Here is a 24,816-nt window from a genome sequence, read left to right as displayed (position 1 = left end):
CGTTTGGTATGTGCATTTTCAAGAGACAAATTAGTATTAATAGGAACTTGCTTCGAACCCTGGCTGGAATTACGGCTGGGGTTTTCCAAATTTATCATCACTTAAAAGTATCTCGATATTACTTGCCCCTCGTCAGAAATCGGCGTATAAACATCCGGGATGAAAGCTGGACTCTACCGAACGTTGGTGGGGTTATTTTTATTACGAATTAGATGCATTTTAATGAAAATCATGTATTTCTCTCTGCGCAATAAGAGCGTATAATTGTTCAGATATACTTCATGATGACGCGACGAGTAACTTATAGATATCCAGGAGGAATTATTATATGGGAATGGTACACTCTCAGGGAGTTACCGATGAGCTTGTTGTCCGATCTTTAGAAAAAAATTTAGCGATTATAAGGTTTGATCTTGAGCGACGAGTGGCTTATGTGAATGACGTTTTTGCTAGTTCGATGGGGTATAACAAAGAAGAGATGTATGGGATGCATCATAAAGAGTTTTGCTTTCCTCACTTTGTAAATAGCCCGGGCTATGAGCTGTTCTGGCAGGATCTTTTTTCAGGAAAAAGTGTTCAGGATAAGATCGAACGAATGGATGCAAAAGGAAATGCGGTATGGCTGGAAGCTACATATATGCCTGTCTTTGATGAAAATAATGAACAGGTCATTGGCGTATCTAAGATAGCGACTAATATCACGGATCGACAAAATAACATGAGTGTTGTGGTACAGCGGATGCAAGAGATGTCGGACAGCTTAAATCATAGAGCCGAGAAAGGCATTGAACGTAGTCAAGAACTATTGCTGAGTATCGATAAAATAGCCGAAGTATCCATTGAAAATACACAGACTCTAGCTAATCTGGAGACACAAGCGGTATCGATTCAGGGAATTGTACAAACTATTCGTAACATTGCTTCGCAAACGCAACTGTTAGCGCTTAACGCAGCAATTGAAGCGGCACATGCCGGGGAGTTTGGGCGTGGTTTTGACGTGGTTGCAAAAGAAGTTAGGAAGCTATCTTCCATGGTGCAGGATTCGATCATTCAAGTGAAAGATAGTGTGGATGCCATTACGCTGGAAATCAATAAGATCTCCAAAGGAACAAACCAGGTGCAAGAAAATATAGAAGCTAGTCAACAGCAGATTCAAATAGCCGTAGATGATTTCAATAATATTTCTTCCTCAGCCCAGGATTTAGATACACAAGCACGAGAGGTTATGAATATCATTTAATTTCTGTATGCTGTTAGCGTGAATATAAAGGAAAGCCAGTTCTCAGATTTATGGGGAGTGGCTTTTTGTGTTGCGAGTTTAATTGTTATCTTTCATCTGTTATTACTAGCATCTATAGTTTATGCTCAGAAAAACGAACCTTTTCCAGAGATTGGTTGTCATATAGATATCACAGATAAGAAAGGAGGGCGCGAGATTTGGAGACTAACCGGGAATTATTCGAAGCCTACAACAAGGATGTATATCGGACCTGCTACTATATGGTGCATGACGCCGCGGATGCGGAGGACTTGACGCAGGATGTGTTCATTACCGTATTTCACACGAATCGTGAGAACGTAGAGCATTTGAAGGCTTGGATTATGAAAATAACGGTCAACCATTGCCTGAATCATTTGAAACGGAAGCGTACTTTACAACAAAAAATCTCAGACAATCTTTATTTATTTAAGAAGTCTCCTGAAATCCCTGTAGAACGATTGATTGAGCAGCGGGAGACGACAATGGAATGGGCGAAATATTTGAGCCAGCTCCCAGTCAAACTTCGGATGGTGATTACGCTTAGGTACATGCATGATTTCAGCTTGGCTGAAGTATCAGACCTGCTATCCATCCCGCTCGGGACGACCAAATCAAGGCTGCATAAAGGGCTAAAGGTATTGCGGAGAATTTTGCTGGAGGCTGGGGTTCAAATTGAACGGAAAGAGGGCGAATCTTATGAAAAAGTTGGAGAATATGCTGGAGCATCAGCTAAATGAGGGTCAAAGTGTAACATATCCTGATTTTGAAAGCATGTGGGAGAGAATTGAACATAAAAATACAACATCTTTTCACGCTCGGATGAGCAGTGGTAGCCAGAAACAGGGGAGAAACTGGAGCAAAATAGCACTTGTTTCATCGTTTTCAGTACTTCTAGCGGCGGCGCCAGTATATGCGGCAGTTCATTATAATTGGGATACAATGCTCCGTGAAAAAGGTGGTATTCAGGCGGCACTGGCACAAAACCTCGGTCAAAAGCTGGATCAATCGGTGACAAAGGACGGAGTGACGCTAAAGCTACATACCGCCATTGTGGATGAGAATCGAACGGTCATCTTATTCACATTGGATGTTGGACAACGACAGGACAGTGAAACTTGGCGTGTGACTGAGATGACCCTGAAAGGTACTGAGGGGGGAAATAGTTCTGGAGAGTACAATTATCTGAACTGGGACGAAAAGAACCAAATTTATAACGGTTATTTCGAAAGTGAATGGACACCAGAGAAGGACACCGTGAATGTTCAGCTAGTTACAAATGATATTCAGGCTTTTAGTGAACAATCGTTAGATTTGCCGCTGGATATTCACTCGACGGAGACACAGAGCTTCCCTATTGGACAGGAGGGGATGCGCAGCATAGAGGTGAAGCCGTTTACCCAAGGTCAAGAGAAAATGTTATTCTCTTCAGCGATCATTTTTGATCAGCCAGAAGCAAAAGAATGGGCCTATCCAAATATTGTCGGTTACAAAAATGGAACGCTCATAAATTCGCTGCCTGGAGGTACTTTCGGTACACCAGGAGAAAAAGGGGAGTATACAGCGCAGCAATACTTTAAGGCGGAGGATGTTTCCGGTGGTCAAACGACTTATAAGCTGCAATATATGAAGAAAGAAAAAGATGTTAATGGACCACTTTCATTCGATCTTCAATTAAGTAAAAAGCAGATGGAGAGCGGGACGATAAAAACCAGTCTAAATCTGCCGCTCGAGGCAGGTGAGACTGATTACACGCTGGAGAATATGGTTGTGTCGCCTACTCAAATTCGAGTCACAGTTAGAAGTAAGGATATAGACAATGGCTTCCCTTATAAAAAGTATGCTCTTGAAGTAGCAGGCAAGACGCTTGAGGGGAATTTATGGAGATCTCCAGAGGGTGAGCCGGAGCTGACAGTGCTTCGTTTCGAGCGGCCAGTCGATCTTGAAATTACGAAAGAGACTCCGATTACCTTTGTAGCTAAATATAAGGTGACTCAGCATGGCAGCTATAAAATTACCAAAAATAATGATGACAAAATACCGCTTCTTTTAACGAACATCTCTCAAAAGAAACAGACGATTATCCAGCAACTCAACGGGTATCCGGTGAAGTGGACATACTATATGCAAGGATCCGATCTTTATGTAGAAACTGGAAGTGAAGATGCTCGCTTCGGTGGAATTAACCAGACACACATCGGGTTGGGTAAGGAGCGCATCCTAGGTAAACCGCTAACCGTCAATTTCGCGGGGGATGGAAACAACAAGGCCATTGATGTGTATAAGGATTTTAAAGGTACAGAAGCTACTATCTATATGTTCTACTATACAACTGATGATCCGGATAAAGAAACGAGAGTGCAGATCCAGTTATAAGAGTTAGAAGAAGCATAATTAAAGGAAATAGAATAACTTTTTTAGGGGATGAACCTTGTGTTCTTCCCTTTTTTTCGTTTACAGTGAGTAGACGTTGTAAAGGTTTAGCTATGAATAATTAAAGGGGGAGGAAATGATGGAAGTCACTCGCTGTGCTTGGGTCAATGATGATCCTCTATATATTGCCTATCATGATGAAGAGTGGGGAAAGCCTCTTTATGGTGACCAAAAGCTGTTTGAATTGCTTATGCTGGAAGGGATGCAGGCAGGGCTGAGCTGGTACACGGTACTAAAAAAACGGGCGCGTTTCAGAGAGGTATTTGACGGATTTGATCCGAATAAGATTGTCCATTATGATGAAGCCAAAATGGCAGAGCTAATGAGTGATCCAGGGATTATTAGAAATCGATTGAAAATTGATGCTATCATTCGTAATGCGGGTGTGTATTTGCAAATTTGCGAGGAATATGGCAGCTTTGCAGAGTATCTCTGGAGCTTTGTCGGAGGTGTGCCAACTATTAATCATTGGAAGACTCGTGCAGATGTACCTGCTTCGACGGCTCAGTCTGATGAGATGAGTAAGGCATTAAAGAAGAAAGGCATGAAGTTCGTGGGTACTACAATATGTTATGCTTTTATGCAGGCATCGGGGATGGTGGATGATCATTCGCTCAACTGCTTTTGTAGGTGTAAAGAGGACGTCGTAGGTCGTTGAGCTGTAGTTTGGCGTTACACCAATAAGAAATGTTATACTATGAAGCGAATGCTTTCGAAGCGAGTTTTGCACGAAGTAAATCAATGAAGCAAATGCTCACAAAACTTTTAGGAGGATTACATAAAGATGTTATGGCATGAAGTGACGATACATACAACAGAAGAAGCACAGGAAATGATTTCGAATTTTTTATATGAAGCTGGTGCGGGTGGGGTTTCTATCGAGGAATCCGGCACACTGAATAAAGAACGGGATACACGTTACGGTGAATTGTACGACCAACCTTTGAATGATATTCCTGAAGGGGAAGCGGTCATAAAAGGGTATTATGCCGATTCCACAGATATGGATGCTGTTATAGAAGAATTGACTCCACGGGTAGCCGAATTGCATGAGTACGGGATTGATCCAGGCAAAGCGTTGATTTCTTGGAAGACTGTGGATGAAGACGAATGGGCGCATGCTTGGAAGCAATATTTCAAACCGCTACGCGTATCCAAACGTCTTACCATTAAACCAACCTGGGAGGAATATACGCCTGAGAGTCCAGATGAAGCCATCATTGAGATCGACCCTGGCATGGCATTTGGTACTGGGACTCACCCTACAACAGCTCTGTGCCTCCGTGCACTTGAAAAGAATATTAGCGGCGGTGAAGAAGTTATCGATGTCGGCACCGGTTCAGGAATTCTGGCTGTAGGTGCGATGCTGCTAGGTGCAAAATCCGTATTGGCCTTAGATTTAGATCCGGTGGCTGTGGAAAGTGCACGGGAGAATGTAGCCCTTAACAAGCTTGAATCATCCATAACGGTAAAAGAGAGCGATCTTCTATCGCTGCTGGGCGGGGAAGGCGTAGCGGATACAGCGGCTGGAGAGATGTGGCCATCCGCTAGACCTGGTCACTCACTAGAAGGAGCCGTTCCTGCTAAGCAAGAGCAAGAAGGCAGCCTTGGCGTGACATTGCCTGTACAAATTGTAGTTGCGAATATTTTGGCGGAAATCATCGTATTGTTTACGGATGATGTGTACCGCGCGCTTCAGCCTGGAGGCCTCTACATTACCTCAGGTATATATAAAGATAAAGAAGGACTTGTAGCGAACGCGCTGAAAGCGTCTGGTTTTGAGATTATTGAAATATCCCGTGAGGAAGATTGGGTGGCGTTTACAGCCGGAAAGAGGTAAAGATGGATATATTACAAAATATAATTCGAGTAGATTTAGATCAGCTTCCTTTCCTGCTCATTACAATTTTAATTGCTTTTACAGTACATGAATTCAGTCATGCATATTTCGCGAATAAGTTCGGTGACCCAACAGCAAGATTACTTGGCCGCATGACGCTTAATCCTGCTGTTCATTTCGATTTCTTTGGTATTTTGCTGCTGCTAGTTGCTGGCTTCGGTTGGGCACGTCCGGTTCCGGTAAACCGCGATAACTTTAGTCGTCCTCGTCTCATGGGAGTCATCGTGTCGGCTGCGGGACCAATCAGTAACCTGCTCTTAGGAATTATTGGTGCTATAATATACGGTGCACTTGCGGCAACTGGAGTTCTAGATAATATCTCGAATGATCGCATGCTTGAGGCTGTATACTTATTCTTTGGCACCTTCATTCAATGGAACTTCTTTCTGTTTCTGTTCAATCTTATTCCGCTGCCGCCACTGGATGGCTATCGGATTGTGGAAGATATCGCCCCACGTTCGATCCGCGGCAAATTACAGCAATTTGAACAATGGGCTGTATTTCTCTTTTTATTGATTCTGTTTATTCCTGGGCTACGGACGTATACGATTGATCCGCTCGCAGGCTGGGCTAGTGAAATGTCGAGAACATTTGTACAGTTGTCTCTAAGAATTTTTGGCAGCTAAGGCAAGGGATGAAGTCTGTTCAACCTTTGTCAAACATTGTATTATGTAATTTGATCAAAATTTTATCGTTAATTTTCGTCTGACCGAACCTTATATTTCTTGAAGAAACGGGTGATGTCCTTATAAGGGCGACTAAGCCGTTTCTTCAAATATAAGAAAGTATAAGTACCACTCTATACTTTATGACTTGTATTTTTCGATTAAACGCTTACCGTCCTTATAAGGACGCCGAAGGCGTTTATACTTGTTACTGAATTTATGAACAGGATGATGATGAGATGCAGCGATATTTCGTTACACCGGAGCAGTTTGGTGCGGATACCGTGAGAATTGATGGGGAAGATGCCCGTCATATCGCTAAAGTGATGCGTGGTAAGGCAGGGGACAAGCTTATTGTTAGCGATGGTGTTTCCCGTGAGGCATTAGTAGAGATTGCGCAGATTGAAATTGGGGAAGTCACTGTGAACATTTTGGAGTCCCTGGAGATGACGCATGAACCTCGAATTAAAATTACAGTTGCTCAGAGCTTGCCTAAAGCCGATAAGATGGAAACTGTCATTCAGAAGTGTACAGAGATTGGTGCTGTAGGCTTTGTTCCTTTTCTGTCAGAACGCACAATAGTGCAATACGACGAGCGTAAAGAAAGCAAACGACTGGATCGCTGGCGTAAAATTTGTAAGGAAGCTGCCGAACAGGCTCATCGGAACATCGTTCCGTCTGTAGGGTCACCGTTGTCCTGGAAGCAGCTTTTGCAGACTTTTAGTGAGTATGATGCTGTTTATTTCTGTTATGAAAAAGAGGAAGGCTTACAGCTTCGAAGCAGCGTCGCTCCATGGTTAGCATCGCTTTCGCCGCAGTCTGGCGGGAAAGTTATGGTTGTGGTAGGTCCTGAAGGAGGTTTTACTCCGGAGGAATGCCTCAAGGCAGAAGAAGCCGGGGCAGTATCCGTAGGACTAGGACGGCGAATTCTGCGCTGTGAGACAGCGGGCATGGTTGCCGCTGCTTGTATATTATATGAATCTGGAGAAATGGGAGGAGCTTAAGAGATGCCATCCGTAGCGTTTTATACTTTAGGTTGTAAAGTGAATTTCTATGATACCGAAGCCATTTGGCAGCTATTTAAAAATGAAGGTTACGAGCAGGTTGATTTCGAGGGTCCCGCCGATGTATATCTGATTAATACTTGTACAGTAACTAACACAGGTGACAAAAAAAGCCGTCAAATGATCCGACGTGCCGTGCGCCGTAATCCAGAGGCCATCGTAGCCGTAACAGGCTGCTACGCACAAACCTCTCCTGGGGAGATTCTAGATATTCCTGGAGTTGACCTTGTCATCGGTAACCAGGACCGCGATCAGATCATGACACATGTGAAGAATATTGAAGCCTCACGTCAGCCGGTCAATGCTGTGCGTAATATTATGAAGACACGTGAGTTCGAAGAGATGGATGTGCCAGGCTTTGCGGATCGGACGCGTGCTTTTATGAAGATTCAGGATGGTTGTAACAACTTCTGCACCTTCTGCATCATTCCATGGTCGCGTGGACTTTCTCGCAGTCGTGATCCAAAAAGCATCGTAGCTCAAGCGCATCAATTGGTAGAAGCAGGGTATAAGGAATTTGTACTAACAGGTATTCATACCGGAGGTTACGGTGATGATCTTGATAATTACCGTCTTTCCGATTTACTGTGGGATCTAGATAAGGTAGATGGTCTGGAACGGGTGCGTATCAGTTCTATCGAAGCTAGTCAGATTGATGAGAAGCTGCTTGAGGTGCTGAACCGTTCCTCCAAAATGTGCCGTCATCTGCATATTCCGTTACAAGCCGGACATAATGATGTACTGAAAGCGATGCGCCGTAAATATACGACAGAAGAGTATTACGCCAAAATGCAATTGATCCGCCAGGCGATGCCAGATGTCGGGATTACCACTGACGTTATCGTTGGATTCCCGGGTGAGACCGATGAGATGTTCCGTGCCGGATACGATTTCATGAAGGCTGTAAATTACTCGGAGATGCATGTATTCCCGTATTCCAAGCGGACAGGTACTCCTGCAGCGCGGATGGAGAATCAGATCGATGAGGAGATCAAAAATGTACGCGTGCAGGAGCTGATTGATCTATCCGAAGAAATGCAATTAGCATATGCCCGTAAGTTTGTAGGACAGACGCTTAGTGTGATTCCGGAAAGATCCGCTAAAGGAGCTCCGGGCCGCAATATCCAGCATGGATTCAGCGACAACTATTTGCAGGTCTTCTTTGATGGAGAGGATTCACTTCAAGGAGAACTTTGTGAGGTGAAGATCACCGAAGCAGGTGTGAATGAATGCCGAGGCGAATTGGTCGGGGTTAGTCAGAGCGGTCTTAAGCTGGCTGTTCGTTAAGGAATAGACGTTAGTTAAAAGACAGCAAAGGAGCAATTCTCCCGTTAATGGAGAATTGCTCCTTTGTGTGTTTGGCGTTAGCTGAGAAATGCAACCGCATAGCAGAGGAATAGCTGCTACATGGGAGAAGTATAGCTCTCTCCTAATCTTGCGGTTTTCTATGGAGATACCAGCATACTTTTTAGTCATTTGAGCATACTTTCGGACTCCAGGGACAATATTCTTGGAAAAGTGGTACATATATTAGCAGTGATTTTGTAAAGAAGCCCAAAACTGCGCCCGTATCGTCCGGAAGGCGCGAAAGGTGAAAAAGAGGGGTATAAGTCCCCCACATATCGCCCGGAAGGCGCGAAAGGTGTGAAACGTGAGAAAGAGGGGTATAAATCCCCCAGATATCGCCCGGAAGGCGCGAAAGGTGAAAAAGAGGGGTATAAATCCCCCAGATATCGCTGAGAAGGTGGTGCGGAGCGCCTGAAAGAGAAACTCTCGCTTACAATCACTATAAATGACTTGTACTATGTCATCTTTTTAACTCTTTTATGGACGAAACTGGCATGATGAATCCTGATCGTTACGCAGAAATAATGAAGCTATTCCTGATAACGAATTCTTACGAGTAGCGCCAAGAAGTGGTCAGATAAGAGACGGGGGGGGGAGCAGCAGCCACGGTAACTCATTGCTTTTGGGGTCCCCTGCATGATCAAAAAAACATCCGCAGGATCATGATCGAAACAATCCCAACCAGTACAGTTCCTAGCAAACTCCAGGTCTTAATAGCGATCCAAAAGTAGGGATTGCCGCAAAAAGCTCAACGTTATTAGCAATAGGCGAGAATTTTCCATCATTTAAGAGGATCTCCTGACCTATTAGTGCCGCCATAACATAGATAGGAACATAATTTAACCAGCGCATTCCCCATTCAGGCAATTCGAATCGGCTTAGAATCATTAATGGAACCACCCTTGGTATGAAGGTTACCAAAGCCGCCCCTAGAATAATCCAAAATACATCCCATCTCACTTCCATTTTTCAAGCACCATCCCTACTGTTGACGCAATGACCGTTGCAATAATGACACCCACACTACCGGAGAATACGAAGGAGCTAGCTACAGCGATGATTACTGCTAGGATTGCGACAACTAAATCAAGTTTTATTTTATTACGATCAATCATGGAAATAACAAGGATGCCAATGAACATGGCAGGTAAAGCAAACTGTAGACCGAATTGATCTGGATCAGAAATCCACTGTGCCAAAAAAGCTCCTGCTATATTCGCAATAAACCAATTTAAATAGGCAGTGAGATTAAGGCCATGCATCCATTTTTCACTGATTTGTTGCTTATTCACTGTTTGATTAATAGCAACTCCAAAGGTCTCATCTGTCAGCAGGGTTCCAACCAGCATATTTCTCAGTGGGGTAAGATGCCGGAAATAAGGTGAAAGAGCTGCACTAAGCAAAATATGACGAAGATTCACGATAAATATCGTAACGATAATAGCAACAGGCGAGCTGCTTACAGCTATCATTCCAGCAGCTATAAACTGTGCTGAACCGGCATAAAGCATCAGACTGATCAAGGCAATCTCAGCAATGCTCAGCCCGGCGGTCTTTTGAACAACACCTGCTGCAAGTCCAATGCTCAAATAACCGAGTAGTGTAGGAATGCAATCTTTTACCCCTTTAAGGAAGCTATTCTCCTCTTTTGGAGTAGGGATTGTCTCTAGTTGAAAGTTCTCTAAACTCATCATAGCCCCCTTGGTTCAAAAAAAGAATGTAGTAGCTAGCATATTACTTCCTAATATATTGATCAACCTATCACCTGATTATCTAGTCTGAAAGTCCTGAATTTGGCTTTATGGAGTTATAGGGTAAACACTTGGTGTACAATTGTCGATATAAGTAAAAGAGTGTGGGGATAAACCACCAAACGACATTATAACCTAAGGGAGAGAACAAATGACTGTGTACAGGAAAATGACGAAAATGCTCCTCATCATGATATTGTTAGCTACTGCGGTTTTTCCGGTAAGTGTCTTTGCAGCTGCCGGCGATATCAACTCGATTGAGTTTGAAAGCTCAGCCAAAGTGCAGCTTACGGTTGGACAAACGCCAAAGCAACTGAAGGTATATGCGAATGTGGAAGGGTCCTCCTCCAAAAGAGATGTGACCGGTGCAGTGGTATGGAATTCTTCTAACACTAACGCTGTAAAAGTAGTAAATGGCTTATTGACTCCAATAGATAGCGGAAAGGCTATTATTACAGCTACTTATAATCATGCACTCGCTACTATAGAAGTAGAGGTTTCACATCCGATCAAAGAATTGAAGCTTGAATATAGCTCCGAAGGGAACTATAAATTGGGTGACGAAGAGGATAAACTGTTGGTCAAAGCCAATGCGATTGGTGGCGAAACAGCGACTTCTGCCAAGGATGTTACGGCTGATACCACTTGGAGCAGCTCCAATACAAGCGTATTGACGATTGCAGAAGGTAAAATCACACTGGCGGGTGAAGGTACCTCAACCATTACTGCCAAATACAAGGATCTAACAGCAACCTTTAAAGCTGTAGTCAAATTGCCTTATTCTGAAATTGAGCTTAAAAATGATAAGGGTATCGTAATTAAGGAAATTGAAATGCTCGTTGGCGATAATCCGGTGAAAGTAGCTGCGTTTACCAAAGAGACTACAAAGACGACCGCAAATGATATTTCAGAGAAAGCGGAATGGTCATCTTCTAATACAAGTGTCGCTACTGTAGACAAGGGAGAAATCAAAGTACTGTCCGCAGGAAAAGCTGTAATTACAGTATCTTATCTGGGGATTACACAAACTGTGGATGTATATGTACGTGCTCCTTACGAGGCGTTATTGCTTACTCCATCAGGCGATCAATTCTTGTTTATGGGTGAGAGCTTGAACGTTAAAGCAGAAGTTAGAGATGCTGCGAATTCCACTCCGAATGTATCCAGTAGTGCAGTATGGAGTTCGGACAACCAACTCGCGGCGACGGTTACTGCGGGTACTGATGCTGCAGCGATCACCGCAAAAGCAGTGGGAACATCGGTTATTAAAGCAGAGTACAGAGGGATTAGTAAAAGCTTTAAGTTGACGGTATATCCTACGATTACTGAGTTGGAAGCTGATAAAAAGGAACTGGACATGTACACAGAGGATTCCGTTAGTTTGCCAAAGATCAACGGAACCAAGCTAGATGGAACGAAGCTGGATCTCAGTCAAGAAATCGAGTGGACTTCTGCCAACGATGAGATCGCCACCATCAAAGATGGCAAGCTCGTTGCTGAAAAGGCTGGTACTGTTAATATTGTCGGCAAAATAAAATCAGAGAATCCTACCTCCTCCAAAGCGGCTATCCGGGAAAAAAGTGTTGTAGTGAGTGTTACAGTTAAAGATAAGGTTCATATCCTGCTCGGACCAGAGGAAAACGTTGTGATTGTTACTGGTGAAGAGAAGGCTGTTCCTGAAGTCAAAGCTGTGATGGAAAATGGGAATGAACTCGATGCTACAGGTACTATGGAATGGGAGATTACCGGTACGAATGCAATTATCAAGACAACCTCTTCCGGCAAGGTAATCAAAGGACTGGTGAAGGGTTCTGCTACTTTAAAGGGAACCTACGCTAATAAGACTATTAGTATCCCGGTTACTATTGAACAAAAGGTTACTAAAATTGTTGTAGAACCGAATGCGATTGAATTGAATATTAAAGGTTCTAAATCCATAAAGGTAACGGCTTACTACTCTAATGGTAAGACGGGGAATATCTCCAGCAGCATGAATTGGGAGTCCTCGAATGAAGCAGTTGCCACGGTTAAAAGTACATCTGTTAAAGCCATAACAGAAGGAACTGCGACGTTATCAGGTTCTTACCAAGGGCTCGCTGCTAGTGTCAAAATTAATGTAGTTCCTAAGCTAATGAAGTTGACTGTCAACGAGAATAGACTGAAGATGGCTCCGGGAGCTGTTCAGAATGCAGTTGTGATTGCGCAGTATGATACGGGGAAGACCGCTATTGTTACTGGAAGTGCGGCGTGGACTAGCTCTAAGCCTTCTGTAGCTAGAGTATCTGCTAGCGGCCAGATTGTAGCTGTGAGCAAAGGAACGGCATCCATTAAAGGAAAGATTGGCACCAAGACAGTGACGGTAACCGTTACTGTGAAATAGATAAAGCAAATCATATAATAACTCTATAAGTGGTCTGGGTCTGCAAAGCCAACATTAATGTTGCTTTGCAGATTTTTTTATTTTAATCTATATTAATTCCGACTATTCCGATGTATAATTACATAAAATAAAAGAGAAGCGTTGGGGGAGATGAAAATATGGCAAAACAAAAGGTGTTATCGATTAAGACGATTGTTGCGATTGGTATCGGTTCTGCTTTATTCGTTATTTTGGGCAGGTTCGGTTCGATTCCATCCGGAATTCCAAACACTAACATTGAGACTACATACGCTTTACTGGCATTGTTTGCACTGTTGTACGGTCCGTTTGCCGGATTACTCATTGGCCTGATCGGACATACACTGAAGGATGCGATTTTTTATGGTTCCCCTTGGTTCAGTTGGGTGATCGCTTCTGGAATTGTTGGGCTCGTTGTTGGTCTGCTTGTGGCTAGAATTGGGATTCATGACGGGGAGTTCGGACGAAAGGAACTGATTCGTTTTAATCTGGCCCAGATTGTAGCAAACGCAATCGCCTGGTTCTTAGTAGCACCTGTACTGGATATTCTAATCTATGCAGAACCAGCGAATAAAGTATTCACACAAGGACTTATCGCCGGAGTATCCAATATCGTCACTGTAGCAGTGATTGGCTCACTACTCGCAATTGCATATGCAAAGACAAGAACGAAGCAAGGCAGCTTGACCAGAGAAGCCTGAGTAGCATATAATCCAAACCAAAAGCCGGTGGAGATCACCGGCTTTTTTATGGCTGTAAAACATATAATGGAAGTGAAATTTTTCAAACGAAGCTAAGAGGAAGGTAAAGGATGAAAAAAGCAGTGATTGAATTTAAGGATTTTAGTTTTCAATATCGAGCACAGCAGGAGCCTACACTCATAGATATCAACTTAACGATTGCCGAAGGGGAGAAGGTACTTATTGTGGGACCCTCTGGTTCTGGAAAAAGTACGCTGGCTCATTGTATAAACGGACTCATCCCTTTTGCCTATAAAGGTGAAATGTCTGGGTCATTGCGAATTATGGGTCTGGAGCAGAAAGAACTTAGTATTGCAGCATTGTCGGACCAGGTAGGGACTGTATTGCAGGACCCGGACGGACAATTTGTTGGATTAACGGTTGGAGAGGATATCGCCTTCAGTCTGGAGAATCACGCAGTTCAACAGGCTGAAATGATAGAAAAGGTAGTGGCTGCGGCAACAGCAGTGGATATCCACGAATATTTGGGAGCGTCACCTCAGGAATTGTCAGGCGGTCAGAAGCAGAAAACGACCTTAGCTGGTGTTCTAGTTGGTGATGTGGACATCCTGCTGTTTGATGAGCCTTTGGCAAACTTAGATCCATATACCGGCACAAAAGCGATTGAGCTTATTGACCGAGTGCAAAAAGAGACCGGTAAAACGGTTATTATTATCGAGCACAGACTCGAGGAAGTACTTCATTGTGCGGTGGACCGCATTATTGTGATCCATGACGGACGCATTGCTGCGGATATGCCAGCCGCTGAGCTGTTAAGCACTGGCTTACTTTCAGAAGTAGGCATTCGGGAACCTCTTTATTTAACGGCTTTAAAGTATGCAGGATGTACGATTGCATCAGATATGAATCCACAGCATATAGATGAAATTTGGCTGGTCTCTTGCTCCAGCAAGCTTGAGTACTGGTATGATAATAATAATTCGCAGCAGGATAAACGTGAGAGTCTACCTATCCTTGAGCTACGTGATGTTTCATTCGGTTATGAGAAGAACAGACCAGTACTTCATAAACTTAACCTTCTTATTCATAAAGGAGAAATGGTCTGTATAGCTGGGAGAAATGGTGCTGGGAAATCGACGGTCTCTAAGCTTATCTGTGGCTTTTATAAGCCCACTTCCGGTTCGATATTGATGAACGGAAGGGATATTGCCAAGGATACGATTAAGGAGCGGGCAGAGCGGATCGGTTTCGTGATGCAGAATCCTAATCATATGATTTCTAAGACGCTTTTATATGATGAGGTTGCACTAGGCCTTAAATTACGAGGGGTGTCTGAGGAGATTATTCGTGAGCGAGTGCATCATGTTTTGAAAATATGCGGTCTATACGCTTTTCGTAGCTGGCCCATCTCTGCGCTCAGCTACGGTCAGAAGAAACGTGTGACTATTGCTTCTATTATGATCCTGGAGCCGGAAGTGATCATATTAGATGAGCCGACTGCAGCACAGGATTATAGGCACTACAACGAAATGATGGAATTTCTTTTGACGCTTCGGGAACAGGGAATGACGGTCATTATGATTACCCATGATATGCATCTTATGCTGGAGTATGCCGATAGAGCTGTAGTGTTGTCTGATGGTGTTAAGCTTGCTGATGATAGCCCTGAGCGAGTATTAACCAATATAGAAGTAGTGAGGAATGCTAATTTGAAAGAGACCTCACTATTTACATTGGCTATGAGGGTCCAATTGGATCAGCCAGAAGAGTTCGTAAGAAGATTTATTGCATACGACAGGAGGAGCCGGGCGGATGAAGGCCACAATGTTAACTTTTACGAAGCAAGATTCACCTATTCACCGTCTTACAGGCGCTACTAAGCTAATTTTATTTATAGTGTGGTCTGTGACAGGGATGATTACATATGATACAAGATGTCTAATTGTGATGCTATTATTTAGTTTGATTGCCTTTAGAGTCTCTAAAGTTCAATTTCAGGATTATGCTTTCGTGCTATATTTTATCCTGATCTTCTTTGTGCTTAATCATATAGCTATCTTTATTTTTTCTCCTTTGGAAGGTGTAAAGGTTTACGGTTCACGTCATGATATTGTTCATCTTGTAGGTCGGTATACCGTTACATATGAGCAGCTATTCTATCAATTAAATATTGCCCTTAAGTATGCAGTAGTCATTCCCATGGCACTGTTGTTCCTTCTAACGACAAATCCTAGTGAATTCGCAGCGTCTTTAAACCGGATTGGTGTGAATTATAAAATTGCATATTCTGTATCGCTTGCGCTGCGGTACATTCCGGATATCCAAAGAGATTATGAGAATATATCGTTCTCTGCTCAGGCACGGGGAATAGACATCTCTCGAAAAGAAAAGCTGCCTAAGCGGCTTAAAAATATCATTTCGATTCTAATGCCCTTGATTCTGACTAGCATTGAGCGAATTGAGAATATTAGTACGGCTATGGAGTTACGTGGCTTCGGAACTAATAGAAAACGGACTTGGTACAGCAGTCGTCCGTTCTCAAGAAATGACTATATTGCTTTAATCTTATTCGCTCTGATCGCAACATCTTCGACGGTAATCACTTTTTACGATGGATCGCGGTTTTATAATATTTTCGATTGAAGTATAATAGTACAGTTGTGGAAAGTTTGGGATCAGGCGTTACAGTATATTGTTACGATTGAAGACGTTTCTCCAGTCTTGACCATACAGGCAGGTAACATAATGGCAGTGCGATTAGCGAGCATACTACGTTAAAAATAGTCTGTGCATGGGCGATTTGTGAGGCGGCTCCTCCGCCAATCCATGCAGCAGTTGCTTGTAGGGGCCCAATAAGAGGTAGGAACAGTAGCGCACCGCTTACATTGAGGACAACATGCGACCAAGCGACAAAGACGCCAGAAGACGAGCCGCCGATGGAAGCGATGACTGCCGTGACGCAGGTACCGACGTTGGCACCGAGCACGATGGCTATGCCGAGCTCTGGTGGCATGGCACCCGAGGCAGCAATGCCCATGGCCATGGCGATAACTGCTGCGCTGCTATGTAACAGGGCAGTTAAGCAGGCACCAGCGGCGAGTCCCCATAGGGCACTTGTGGTAGCATGATTCAGGAACCAAAGGAATAGGCCACTCTCCTGAAGCGTCCCGCCAATGGACTGCATGACTGCGATTCCCCATAGGACTAGGGCGAATCCTGATACAGCCAGGCTGATGAATTGCAGCGGCTCTGATATTTTCCGGCATAGTGCTGCTGCCCGTGATGTATGCGGTAACTCGCCAGCTATAACCGCTGCGGCCCACAGACTCAGTGAGGCAGCCAGCAGTGGCGATGCCATGGAATTGATCTGAAGTCCGATTAACTCTGTGGTCAAAGTGGTGCCGATGTTGCTGCCTAGGATAATGCCAAGTGTACGAGCATAGGTGAGCAGGCCGGCATTCACCATACCGATCGTTAGCACAGTTACAGCCGTGCTGCTCTGAAGCAGGGCTGACAGTACACTGCTTGCGATCAAGCCTTTGATAGGTGTAGAGGTTGCCTTATTCAGGCTTGTAGTTAACAGTGGCCCTGCAAGCTTGGACAACGCTGTTTCCATTAGCTTCATGCCAGCCAGAAAAATGACAAGACCATATATAATAGGGAAAAGCAGATCACGGAACATTGGGCATACTCCTTTGGACGAGGGTTGTACACCAATATATGAAAGTAACGTGTAGGACATGTATAAAATCATTTTTAGAGAAACAGGGAGTTGAAGTCATTGGCATCGGTTATTTTAGAACGCAATCGCAAAAAAAGATTAGAACAGGGCCATCCATGGGTCTACGCAGGTGAAGTTGCATCAGTTGAAGGAAACCCAGAAGCAGGGGGATTAGTAGATGTCCTAAATCATCAAGGCCGGTTTTTGGCCGTGGGCTATTACAATCCAGCATCGCAAATCCGGGTGAGAATTGTATCGCAGGGACCACTGGCGATCATGGATACAGCTTTTTTCGTAGAACGGTTTACGAATTGTCTGCAACATAGAGAACGTTTCCTCCCTGGGGCAGATGCATATCGTTTGGTTTATGGTGAGGCGGACTTTTTGCCAGGGCTTATTGTGGATCGGTTCGGAGATATTTTGGTTGTACAACTCCTTACACTCGGAATGGACAAGCGCCGTACAGAGATTGTTGAAGCACTTGTACAGGTTATGGCACCGCGTGGTATTTATGAACGCAGTGATGTTAGCGTGCGCGAACTGGAAGGGATGGAGCAGACTACAGGTGTGCTGTACGGGGAATGCCCACGTCATGTTACCGTAAGTGAGAATGGCCTTAAGCTGGTAGTAGATATCGAAGAGGGCCAAAAGACAGGCTACTTCTTTGATCAGCGTGAGAATAGAGCATCCATTGCCCCACTCATGAAGGGCTGGGGTGGACGAAGTGGCATTACGCTGCAAGAAATCGAAACAGAAGATGGCTCGTTACAAACTTTGCCGGTAAACAAGAGTGGTAAACACGTAACTTTCCCTTATTGGGATGGTGCTACAGTGCTGGAATGTTTCTCGCACACAGGTAGCTTCACTCTGCATGCTTGCAAGTACGGTGCGAAAAAAGTAACCTGCCTTGACGTTTCCGCTCATGCTATAGAGAGTGCCAAGGTCAATGTGGAGCTGAATGGCTTTAGTGATCGAGTGGAATTTGTAGTGGATGATGCTTTTGCCTACCTGCGCAATCAGGTAAAAGGTCTGGAGGAACGTTCGGAGCGGGCGACGATTGCAAGCGGAACGGAATCAACAGTAGCGTCTACAAATGCTAAATCCGGAGGCAAAACAACCAAAACAGATACCTCCAAGCCGATGACAGCAGGTGGAGGTAAAACTTGGGATGTAGTTATCCTAGACCCTCCAGCGTTTGCGAAAACTAAAAGTGCAGTAGCAGGTGCTTGCCGTGGTTACAAGGATATCAATCTACACGGCATGAAGCTGGTGAACGAAGGCGGATATTTGGTTACTGCAAGTTGTTCTTACCACATGCAGCCGGATCTATTCCTTGAGACGATTGCTGACGCAGCTAAAGATGCAGGTAAAGTATTGAGACTTGTGGAATGGCGTGCCGCAGGCAAAGACCATCCGCAGATTCTAGGCGTTAACGAAGGACACTATCTGAAGTTTGCGATTTTTGAAGTGCGGAGTAAGAAATAAGCTGGCTGTTCATATATAGGCAATGGATTTTAATCCGTAAAAGGAGTCTTCGATCGAGGCCTCTTTTTACGGATTTTTTGCTGTGTTCTAAGAAGAGTAGGATTCGGGATTAACAAGGTATGTCCGCTTAGTCCGATAAGTTGCCAAAACAGCACGAAATTCATGAATAGCGACTCCTGAGTCCGAATGTAATCCAGAAAGTATAAGCCGCTGTTTTCCATTACAAGACGGATATTTTATCGGTTATAGGCCGGTAGAATAGTCGAAGAGGTAGGACCAGAAGTTTCAAAAGTGAAACAGGGGTTATCCCTTTCAATATTGTATCTGACTTCATACGATCCAATATTTAACTACTGGCTACTCAGAAAATTGTAAGGTAATATCGCCGTTATTTGTATAAGCAGATAATTTTTTCGAACCATTCTCTTTATTGGCAGGCAAATTGCTTTCTCCTTTTTTTACCTTGCTTAAGATCGCGAAATCATCATATGACCCTGAAATTGAACCGCTAATATTTCCGTTTTTTGTTTCAAGGGTTATAGCCGTCCCTACATTCAATTTGTCCAGTTGGATATTTCCGTTATTTATGTTTACTTCCACTGTCCCTAAAAACACGATTGTTGGTAATACAATACTTTCATTTGATGTTTTTAAAGTCAAATTTTTTAAAGTTGCATCAGGTATCGATACCTGAATAGTTCTGGTTACTTGCGAGCCTTTTCCTCCGATATAGTCGTTCCATTCCTTATTACTGTCACTTACCATTGACAGTTCTTTATCGTCAGATAGATCAATCTTGTAAAAATCTTTCTCACTTTCATAGTAAACAATATGAATTTGTTCATCTTTAGATTGGAGGATATTTATTTTTTTGTCCTTTACATCAATTGTTAAGGTATCAATCTTTTGGGCAGGTATGGTGTAATTTTTTTCCTCCATGGAAGTGGAGTCGGAGGAACATCCTGCTAATGATATCAATAGTGTCACCAATATGCCTGTAGTAGTTAGTAATTTTTTTGCAGTACTTTTCATTATAAAACGCTCCTTCGTTAAATCACTTTTCTTTTAAAATATTGCCAGTCCTACGAATGCCAATCTTAAGCTGCTATGCAGACAAATTCCGATATGCAACAAAGGATAATCCTTTGATACATGATTTAGTTCTTCATATTTGCCTTCTTCTCTGGTAATAAATTCATTTTGTATTTCGTTGCGTTTATCAGTCGCATATGTTTTAATCATCATAAACTTTTGTGTTACAAAAAGGTCAAGAGGGTAGATATGAACAACTATTTTACAATTAAGCAAGCAGCAGAGATCGTAGAGATGACCACTGAGACCTTGCGGCACTATGATCGTATTGGATTAGTCAAGCCATGCCATAAAGATGAAATGTCGGGATATCGATATTATTCCGAGCAGGAGCTCGTAAAGCTGCAAACCATTGAACTGCTCAAAGCAATGGATCTTACTTTAATGGATATTAAAGATATTTTGCAGCAGAATGATCTCTCTAAAGTAATTGCATTTCTAAAACAAGCAGAAAAAAGAGCAGACGATAAAATTGCTCGACTGCAGTATGCAAAATCGAAAATTAAACGTGCCTATCTACATTATGAAAATAAGTTCCACGACGGCTATAGTCAAAGTGAAAATTACTTTGTCAGACACATAGAGGAAAGGGTAATTATGCTTTCGAATAAAATGGAAAGCCCCACACTTAAGAATTTATGGGACTATCACAGACATTTCTATCAACAAATTGAAACGTCTCTGCATTCACAATTTCTGTTTGAAGATATGGCAGGAATGTTCACGACTGAAGGAATAACACGATTATTTGCTGTTTGCTTGAAATATCCATCTTTAGAGGGGCTGACTGTGCTACCAGAAGGGGACTATCTGTGTGCAATTTGTACCGAAGAGAATAAGAATGCTGTATTACAAAATTTACTTGAAAGGGCAAAGACGGAATACGATGTGTGTCCAGATTTTGTTCTTCATAACATTATTGTGACTGGAATATTGCAGTGGGATTATCAGATACAACTGTTCATTAAGAAACACTCATGTTAGATTAAATACAAAGGAAAAGGTTTAGGAAAAGAAAAATGTTGATTGAAAGTCGCTATTTTAGCGGCTTTTTTTTGATTAAGGAATCATGTTTCTTGCCCCTGACTTAGGACAAGAACGTTATACTTCATCGATTAGATAAATATTTAACTATAGTTCAATGTTATCTATTAAGCTAACTGGCAGATTAACGCTATAAGTGAACCCGAATCTCGAACCCTAACTCAACGCTCCAAACAGAAAGCATCGAACGTTGCGCACCAGGTATTAACAAACTAGAAATACTAAACAGCAAGTCACCAAAATACGTTAGTTGCTGTTTACTTCGTAGCTTTTTTATTGTAAATCATTAGAAAATACTAGCAAACGCATGTTCTGATTTGTGCAGCTATGTTATACTGAGGGGACGAGGAACGACTGAACTTTTTCATTTGAACATTATCAAACGGTGAGTATTTCACCTTGTTTCATATACATTTTCTCCGCTACGGAAGGAGTCTATCATTTATGACGGTAACCTTTTTACTAGGCCGCTCTGGTAGTGGCAAGACAACAAAAATATGGGAGTCTATTTCTTCTTCATTAGAGAAGGAGCCTCTTGGCGCGCCGATCATTATTCTTGTACCGGAACAAGGTTCCTTTGGAGCAGAACGGGGGCTTTTGACCGTAGGGAATGTGAAGGGAAGCATTCGGGCGCAGACACTGAGCTTTTCTCGGCTTGCCTATCGAGTGAAACAGGAAACTGGAGGCAGCGCTAGTCTGCCGATCAGTGAAGAAGGTAAAAAGATGTTGATTTACAAAATCATAAGTCGCCGTAAAGAGGAACTGAAATTGTTCGGTGCCTCTGCCGACAGACCGGGTTTTGTGGAACGGTTGAATCAACTGCATACGGAGATGAAGCGTTGCTGCTTGGCTTCCTCTGATTTAGAGGAGCAGTTATCCGCAATGCGAGGCGCTATTGCAAGAAGTCCTATTCTTGAAGGCAAGCTGGATGATTTACAGCTGGTATTCAGCGATTTAGAGAAGGAAATGTCACGCCTCTATATCGACGAAGAGGATCGTTTAGCGGAACTAGCTGAGCATATTCCTGATTCCTCTTACATTCGCGGGGCGGAGATTTGGGTAGATGGGTTCCACGGCTTTACCCCGCAGGAATTCGTAGTGCTTCGAGAATTGATGCAGCAAGCATCGAAGCTGACCGTGTCCCTTACACTTGATCGTTCGTATCCCTATGGAGATCAGTTGAATGAGCTTGAATTGTTTCACCCAACTGCGGTTACTTACATTAAACTGCGTGGAATAGCTGAAGAGCTGGGCATTGATGTGTGGGACGAGCTTCTGGAGCCAGCGGTTCTTCCGCGTTTTGAAGAAAGTCCTGTTCTTGCTCATCTCGAAAGGGGATATGACCGCCGAAAGGTCTGGATGGGTGCAGATGAACTGGCAAATGAAGCGATATCTATAGGCGCAGCAGTTTCTCACAGAGCAGAGGTTGAGGGAGCACTGCGTGAAATGATCAGACTGGCGCGAGATGAAGGTGCAAAATATGGTGAAATGGCCGTATTGATGCGTAATATTGGAGATTACGAGCAACTGATTAAACCGTTGTTCCAAGATTACGGAGTACCTTTTTTTCTGGACCAGAAGGTAAATGAGCTGCACCATCCATTGGTAGAGTTTGTACGCTCCGCATTGGATGTGGTGCGTCGACGCTGGCGCTTCGAGGATGTATTCCGCTGTGTAAAGACAGAGCTTTTGCTACCGCTGGACGGTAGTATTACGCGTGAGGATATGGACGCCTTAGAGAATTATGTGCTGGCTTGTGGGATTCAAGGGTATCGCTGGACGGATGGCCGTTCATGGAAAGGGATTCCTAGCTTGTCGCTGGAAGGCGGCAGACAGATGGATGAAGAACTGCTTGCTACAATGGAGCGATGCCGTGCTAGTATAACGGGACCTCTATTTGCTTTTGAGAAACGGATACAGAAGAGTAGAAGCGGCCTTGAACTATGTACCGCAGTGTACAGGCTGCTTGATGAAACGGATGTTGCCCGAAAGCTGGAGAAACTTAGTGTCGGTGCTATGGAGAAGGGGCAACCCGAGAAGGCTAGAGAACATAGTCAGCTTTGGGGTGCAGTGCTTGATCTGCTAGATCAGATCGTCGAGATGATGGGCAACGAGAGACTTGAATTTGATGTGTTCACCGGAGTCCTAGAGACAGGACTTGCTGAGCTTAAGATGGGACTTGTTCCTCCCGCGCTCGATCAAGTACTGGTTGGTAACATGGATCGGACTCGACCAACGGGAGTTAAATACGCTTTTTTGCTTGGATTTAATGAAGGTGTTGTGCCTGCGCAGTTTAAGGAGGATGGAATTCTCTCGGAAGGCGAACGCTCTGTGCTTGAGAACGCCGGTATGGAGCTTGCTCCTGGTGCTTCTCGTAAGCTGCTGGACGAGCGGTTTTTGATCTATAATGCGCTAACGACAGGAAGTCGAAAGCTCTGGATTAGCTACGCCACTGCTGATGATGAGGGCAAGGCGCTTCTTCCCTCTGAGGTAATCCGTCATTTGCATAGAATGTTCCCAAGTGTTCATGAGCACAGCTTGGCAGCACTTCCACCTGCAGGACTACTAGAAGAAGTCAGAGATTCCATTCACCTCGGTTACATTGGTCATCCAGAACAGAGTCTTCGTGCATTGATTATGCAGCTACGCCAGTGGCGCCAGGGGACGGAGATACCTGAATTATGGTGGGATGTGTATAACTGGTTCGCTGCTGATGATATTCGTAGTCTCGAATTGAAACGTCTGCTCAGTTCATTGTTCTACCGTAACGTGGGAACGAAGCTAAAACGTGGAACAAGCCTTAGATTGTACGGTGGATCGACACTGCGAGGCAGTGTGTCCCGGATGGAGAAGTTTGTTGCTTGTTCCTTCTCCCATTTTGCATCTTACGGACTTAGACTGAAGGAACGCCAGCTATATAAGCTGCAAGCACCTGATATTGGACAACTGTTCCATGCTGCGTTAAGTGACATGGCGGTAAGACTGAAAGAAGAAGGCCGCGGCTGGGGAAGCTTGTCTCCAGAGGAATGTCGGCGTGAGGCAAGTGAGACGGTAGAACGTTTATCGCCGATGCTGCAGGGTGAAATTCTGATGAGCTCTAAACGTTACGGATACATCTCACGCAAGCTGAAAAATATTGTTGGACGTGCTTCTGTAATTCTGGGCGAGCATGCCCGCCGAGGCAGCTTTGAGCCGGTAGGGCTGGAGCTGGATTTTGGACCGGATAAGGAGTTGCCTCCTTTAAGAATTACGCTGCCGAATGGCTGTGTGATGGAGGTTGTTGGACGGATTGACCGTGTAGACATGGCCCGAGGAGAGAATGGAATTCTTCTGCGGGTGATTGACTATAAATCGAGTCAAAAAGACCTCAAGCTGCACGAGGTGTACTATGGATTATCGCTACAGATGCTGACCTATCTGGATGTGCTGCTTACGTACTCGGAGCAATGGCTCGGGCAACCGGCGCTTCCAGCAGGGACACTGTATTTCCACGTACATGACCCACTGTTAACCTCATCTAACGGGATGAACAAGGAACAGGCAGAACAAGAATTGCTGAAACGCTTCAAGATGAAAGGACTGCTTACAGCAGACCGCGAGGTAGTATCCCTGATGGATACGACTTTAGACAAAGGGTATTCTTCTATCGTGCCTGTAGCAGTAAAAGCTGATGGCAGTTTTTATAGTAGTGCTTCTGTAGCTACACCAGAGCAATGGGGATACTTATTATCATCCGTTCGGGGAACGATCTCGGATATCGGGACACGCATTACGGAAGGTGATGTGGCGATTGAGCCATACCGGATTGGGCAAGAGACAGCCTGCACATTCTGTTCCTTTAGACCCGTCTGCCAGTTCGATGAAGCCGTGGAAGGCAATGGCTACAACAATCTGGGTAAGCCAGGGAAGGACGTTATTTGGGATCTGCTGTCCCGCAAAGGAGGAACTACACCGTGA

General features: G+C 44.0%; 18 protein-coding genes and 1 pseudogene. 15 read left to right on the top strand and 4 right to left on the bottom strand.

Annotated features, from left to right (window positions below; genetic code table 11):
- The first annotated feature begins 328 nt into the window (after nucleotides 1–328).
- The 8 genes from MKY99_RS23490 to mtaB all read left to right on the top strand — a co-directional run bounded on the left by MKY99_RS23490 (nucleotide 329) and on the right by mtaB (nucleotide 8,607).
- The gene (locus tag MKY99_RS23490; RefSeq protein WP_339266617.1) at nucleotides 329–1,240 is read left to right on the top strand and encodes a methyl-accepting chemotaxis protein; all 912 of its coding nucleotides are present in this window, start codon (nucleotides 329–331) and stop codon (nucleotides 1,238–1,240) included.
- A 197-nt stretch (nucleotides 1,241–1,437) separates the two neighbouring features.
- Nucleotides 1,438–1,998 carry an RNA polymerase sigma factor gene (locus MKY99_RS23485; RefSeq protein WP_339266616.1) on the top strand — a complete coding sequence of 187 codons (561 nt, stop codon included), beginning with the start codon at nucleotides 1,438–1,440 and terminating at the stop codon, nucleotides 1,996–1,998.
- Complete coding sequence (locus tag MKY99_RS23480; protein WP_339266614.1) at nucleotides 1,958–3,634, top strand: DUF4179 domain-containing protein; 1,677 nt, start codon at nucleotides 1,958–1,960, stop codon at nucleotides 3,632–3,634. Before MKY99_RS23485 ends, MKY99_RS23480 begins: the two co-directional genes overlap by 41 nt.
- A gap of 136 nt (nucleotides 3,635–3,770) precedes the next feature.
- Nucleotides 3,771–4,349 (top strand): DNA-3-methyladenine glycosylase I, encoded by a 579-nt coding sequence (locus tag MKY99_RS23475; RefSeq protein WP_339271769.1) that lies wholly within the window; start codon nucleotides 3,771–3,773, stop codon nucleotides 4,347–4,349.
- A 126-nt stretch (nucleotides 4,350–4,475) separates the two neighbouring features.
- Nucleotides 4,476–5,531 (top strand): 50S ribosomal protein L11 methyltransferase, encoded by a 1,056-nt coding sequence (gene prmA, locus MKY99_RS23470; protein ID WP_076299675.1) that lies wholly within the window; start codon nucleotides 4,476–4,478, stop codon nucleotides 5,529–5,531.
- Between the two features lie 2 nt (nucleotides 5,532–5,533).
- Nucleotides 5,534–6,217 carry a site-2 protease family protein gene (locus MKY99_RS23465; RefSeq protein ID WP_042190984.1) on the top strand — a complete coding sequence of 228 codons (684 nt, stop codon included), beginning with the start codon at nucleotides 5,534–5,536 and terminating at the stop codon, nucleotides 6,215–6,217.
- A gap of 278 nt (nucleotides 6,218–6,495) precedes the next feature.
- Nucleotides 6,496–7,260 (top strand): RsmE family RNA methyltransferase, encoded by a 765-nt coding sequence (locus tag MKY99_RS23460; protein WP_042190982.1) that lies wholly within the window; start codon nucleotides 6,496–6,498, stop codon nucleotides 7,258–7,260.
- 3 nt (nucleotides 7,261–7,263) lie between these two features.
- Nucleotides 7,264–8,607 carry a tRNA (N(6)-L-threonylcarbamoyladenosine(37)-C(2))-methylthiotransferase MtaB gene (mtaB, locus tag MKY99_RS23455; RefSeq protein ID WP_339243213.1) on the top strand — a complete coding sequence of 448 codons (1,344 nt, stop codon included), beginning with the start codon at nucleotides 7,264–7,266 and terminating at the stop codon, nucleotides 8,605–8,607.
- A gap of 700 nt (nucleotides 8,608–9,307) precedes the next feature.
- Here mtaB and MKY99_RS23450 read toward each other — a convergent pair.
- Nucleotides 9,308–9,633, bottom strand: a pseudogene (locus MKY99_RS23450) (AzlD domain-containing protein).
- Nucleotides 9,624–10,358, bottom strand: a complete 735-nt coding sequence (locus tag MKY99_RS23445; protein WP_339271767.1) for an AzlC family ABC transporter permease — start codon at nucleotides 10,356–10,358, stop codon at nucleotides 9,624–9,626. The pseudogene MKY99_RS23450 and the gene MKY99_RS23445 overlap by 10 nt, the downstream one beginning before the upstream one ends.
- A gap of 229 nt (nucleotides 10,359–10,587) precedes the next feature.
- Between MKY99_RS23445 and MKY99_RS23440 the strand changes: the two genes are divergently transcribed.
- The 4 genes from MKY99_RS23440 to MKY99_RS23425 all read left to right on the top strand — a co-directional run bounded on the left by MKY99_RS23440 (nucleotide 10,588) and on the right by MKY99_RS23425 (nucleotide 16,160).
- Complete coding sequence (locus MKY99_RS23440) at nucleotides 10,588–12,798, top strand: hypothetical protein (RefSeq protein ID WP_339266612.1); 2,211 nt, start codon at nucleotides 10,588–10,590, stop codon at nucleotides 12,796–12,798.
- Between the two features lie 158 nt (nucleotides 12,799–12,956).
- Complete coding sequence (locus MKY99_RS23435) at nucleotides 12,957–13,517, top strand: ECF-type riboflavin transporter substrate-binding protein (RefSeq protein WP_339266610.1); 561 nt, start codon at nucleotides 12,957–12,959, stop codon at nucleotides 13,515–13,517.
- Between the two features lie 110 nt (nucleotides 13,518–13,627).
- Entirely contained in the window at nucleotides 13,628–15,397 is a 1,770-nt protein-coding gene (locus tag MKY99_RS23430) for an ABC transporter ATP-binding protein (protein WP_339266608.1), read from the top strand.
- A complete protein-coding gene (locus MKY99_RS23425) occupies nucleotides 15,330–16,160 on the top strand; it encodes an energy-coupling factor transporter transmembrane component T (protein WP_339243205.1) in 831 nt (276 codons plus the stop codon). The genes MKY99_RS23430 and MKY99_RS23425 overlap by 68 nt, the downstream gene beginning before the upstream one ends.
- A gap of 52 nt (nucleotides 16,161–16,212) precedes the next feature.
- Here the strand turns inward: MKY99_RS23425 and MKY99_RS23420 are convergent, their stop codons facing one another.
- Entirely contained in the window at nucleotides 16,213–17,199 is a 987-nt protein-coding gene (locus tag MKY99_RS23420) for a Na/Pi symporter (protein ID WP_339243204.1), read from the bottom strand.
- 99 nt (nucleotides 17,200–17,298) lie between these two features.
- Here MKY99_RS23420 and MKY99_RS23415 point away from each other — a divergent pair, with 99 nt between their 5' ends.
- Nucleotides 17,299–18,723 carry a class I SAM-dependent rRNA methyltransferase gene (locus tag MKY99_RS23415; protein ID WP_339266606.1) on the top strand — a complete coding sequence of 475 codons (1,425 nt, stop codon included), beginning with the start codon at nucleotides 17,299–17,301 and terminating at the stop codon, nucleotides 18,721–18,723.
- Nucleotides 18,724–19,080: 357 nt separating this feature from the next.
- On the opposite strand, the gene MKY99_RS23410 is transcribed toward MKY99_RS23415, so the two are convergent.
- The gene (locus MKY99_RS23410; RefSeq protein WP_339266604.1) at nucleotides 19,081–19,755 is read right to left on the bottom strand and encodes a DUF4097 family beta strand repeat-containing protein; all 675 of its coding nucleotides are present in this window, start codon (nucleotides 19,753–19,755) and stop codon (nucleotides 19,081–19,083) included.
- Between the two features lie 249 nt (nucleotides 19,756–20,004).
- Between MKY99_RS23410 and MKY99_RS23405 the strand changes: the two genes are divergently transcribed.
- Both MKY99_RS23405 and addB read left to right on the top strand, forming a co-directional pair.
- Nucleotides 20,005–20,799 (top strand): MerR family transcriptional regulator, encoded by a 795-nt coding sequence (locus MKY99_RS23405; protein ID WP_339266602.1) that lies wholly within the window; start codon nucleotides 20,005–20,007, stop codon nucleotides 20,797–20,799.
- 504 nt (nucleotides 20,800–21,303) lie between these two features.
- Nucleotides 21,304–24,816, top strand: a complete 3,513-nt coding sequence (gene addB, locus MKY99_RS23400) for a helicase-exonuclease AddAB subunit AddB (RefSeq protein ID WP_339266600.1) — start codon at nucleotides 21,304–21,306, stop codon at nucleotides 24,814–24,816.

The sequence above is a fragment of the Paenibacillus sp. FSL R5-0470 genome (genome assembly GCF_037975205.1).
In the GTDB taxonomy this organism is placed as follows: domain Bacteria; phylum Bacillota; class Bacilli; order Paenibacillales; family Paenibacillaceae; genus Paenibacillus_AQ.
The sequence above is the reverse complement of the archived record's forward strand: the minus strand, read 5'-3'. Positions and strand labels throughout refer to the sequence as shown.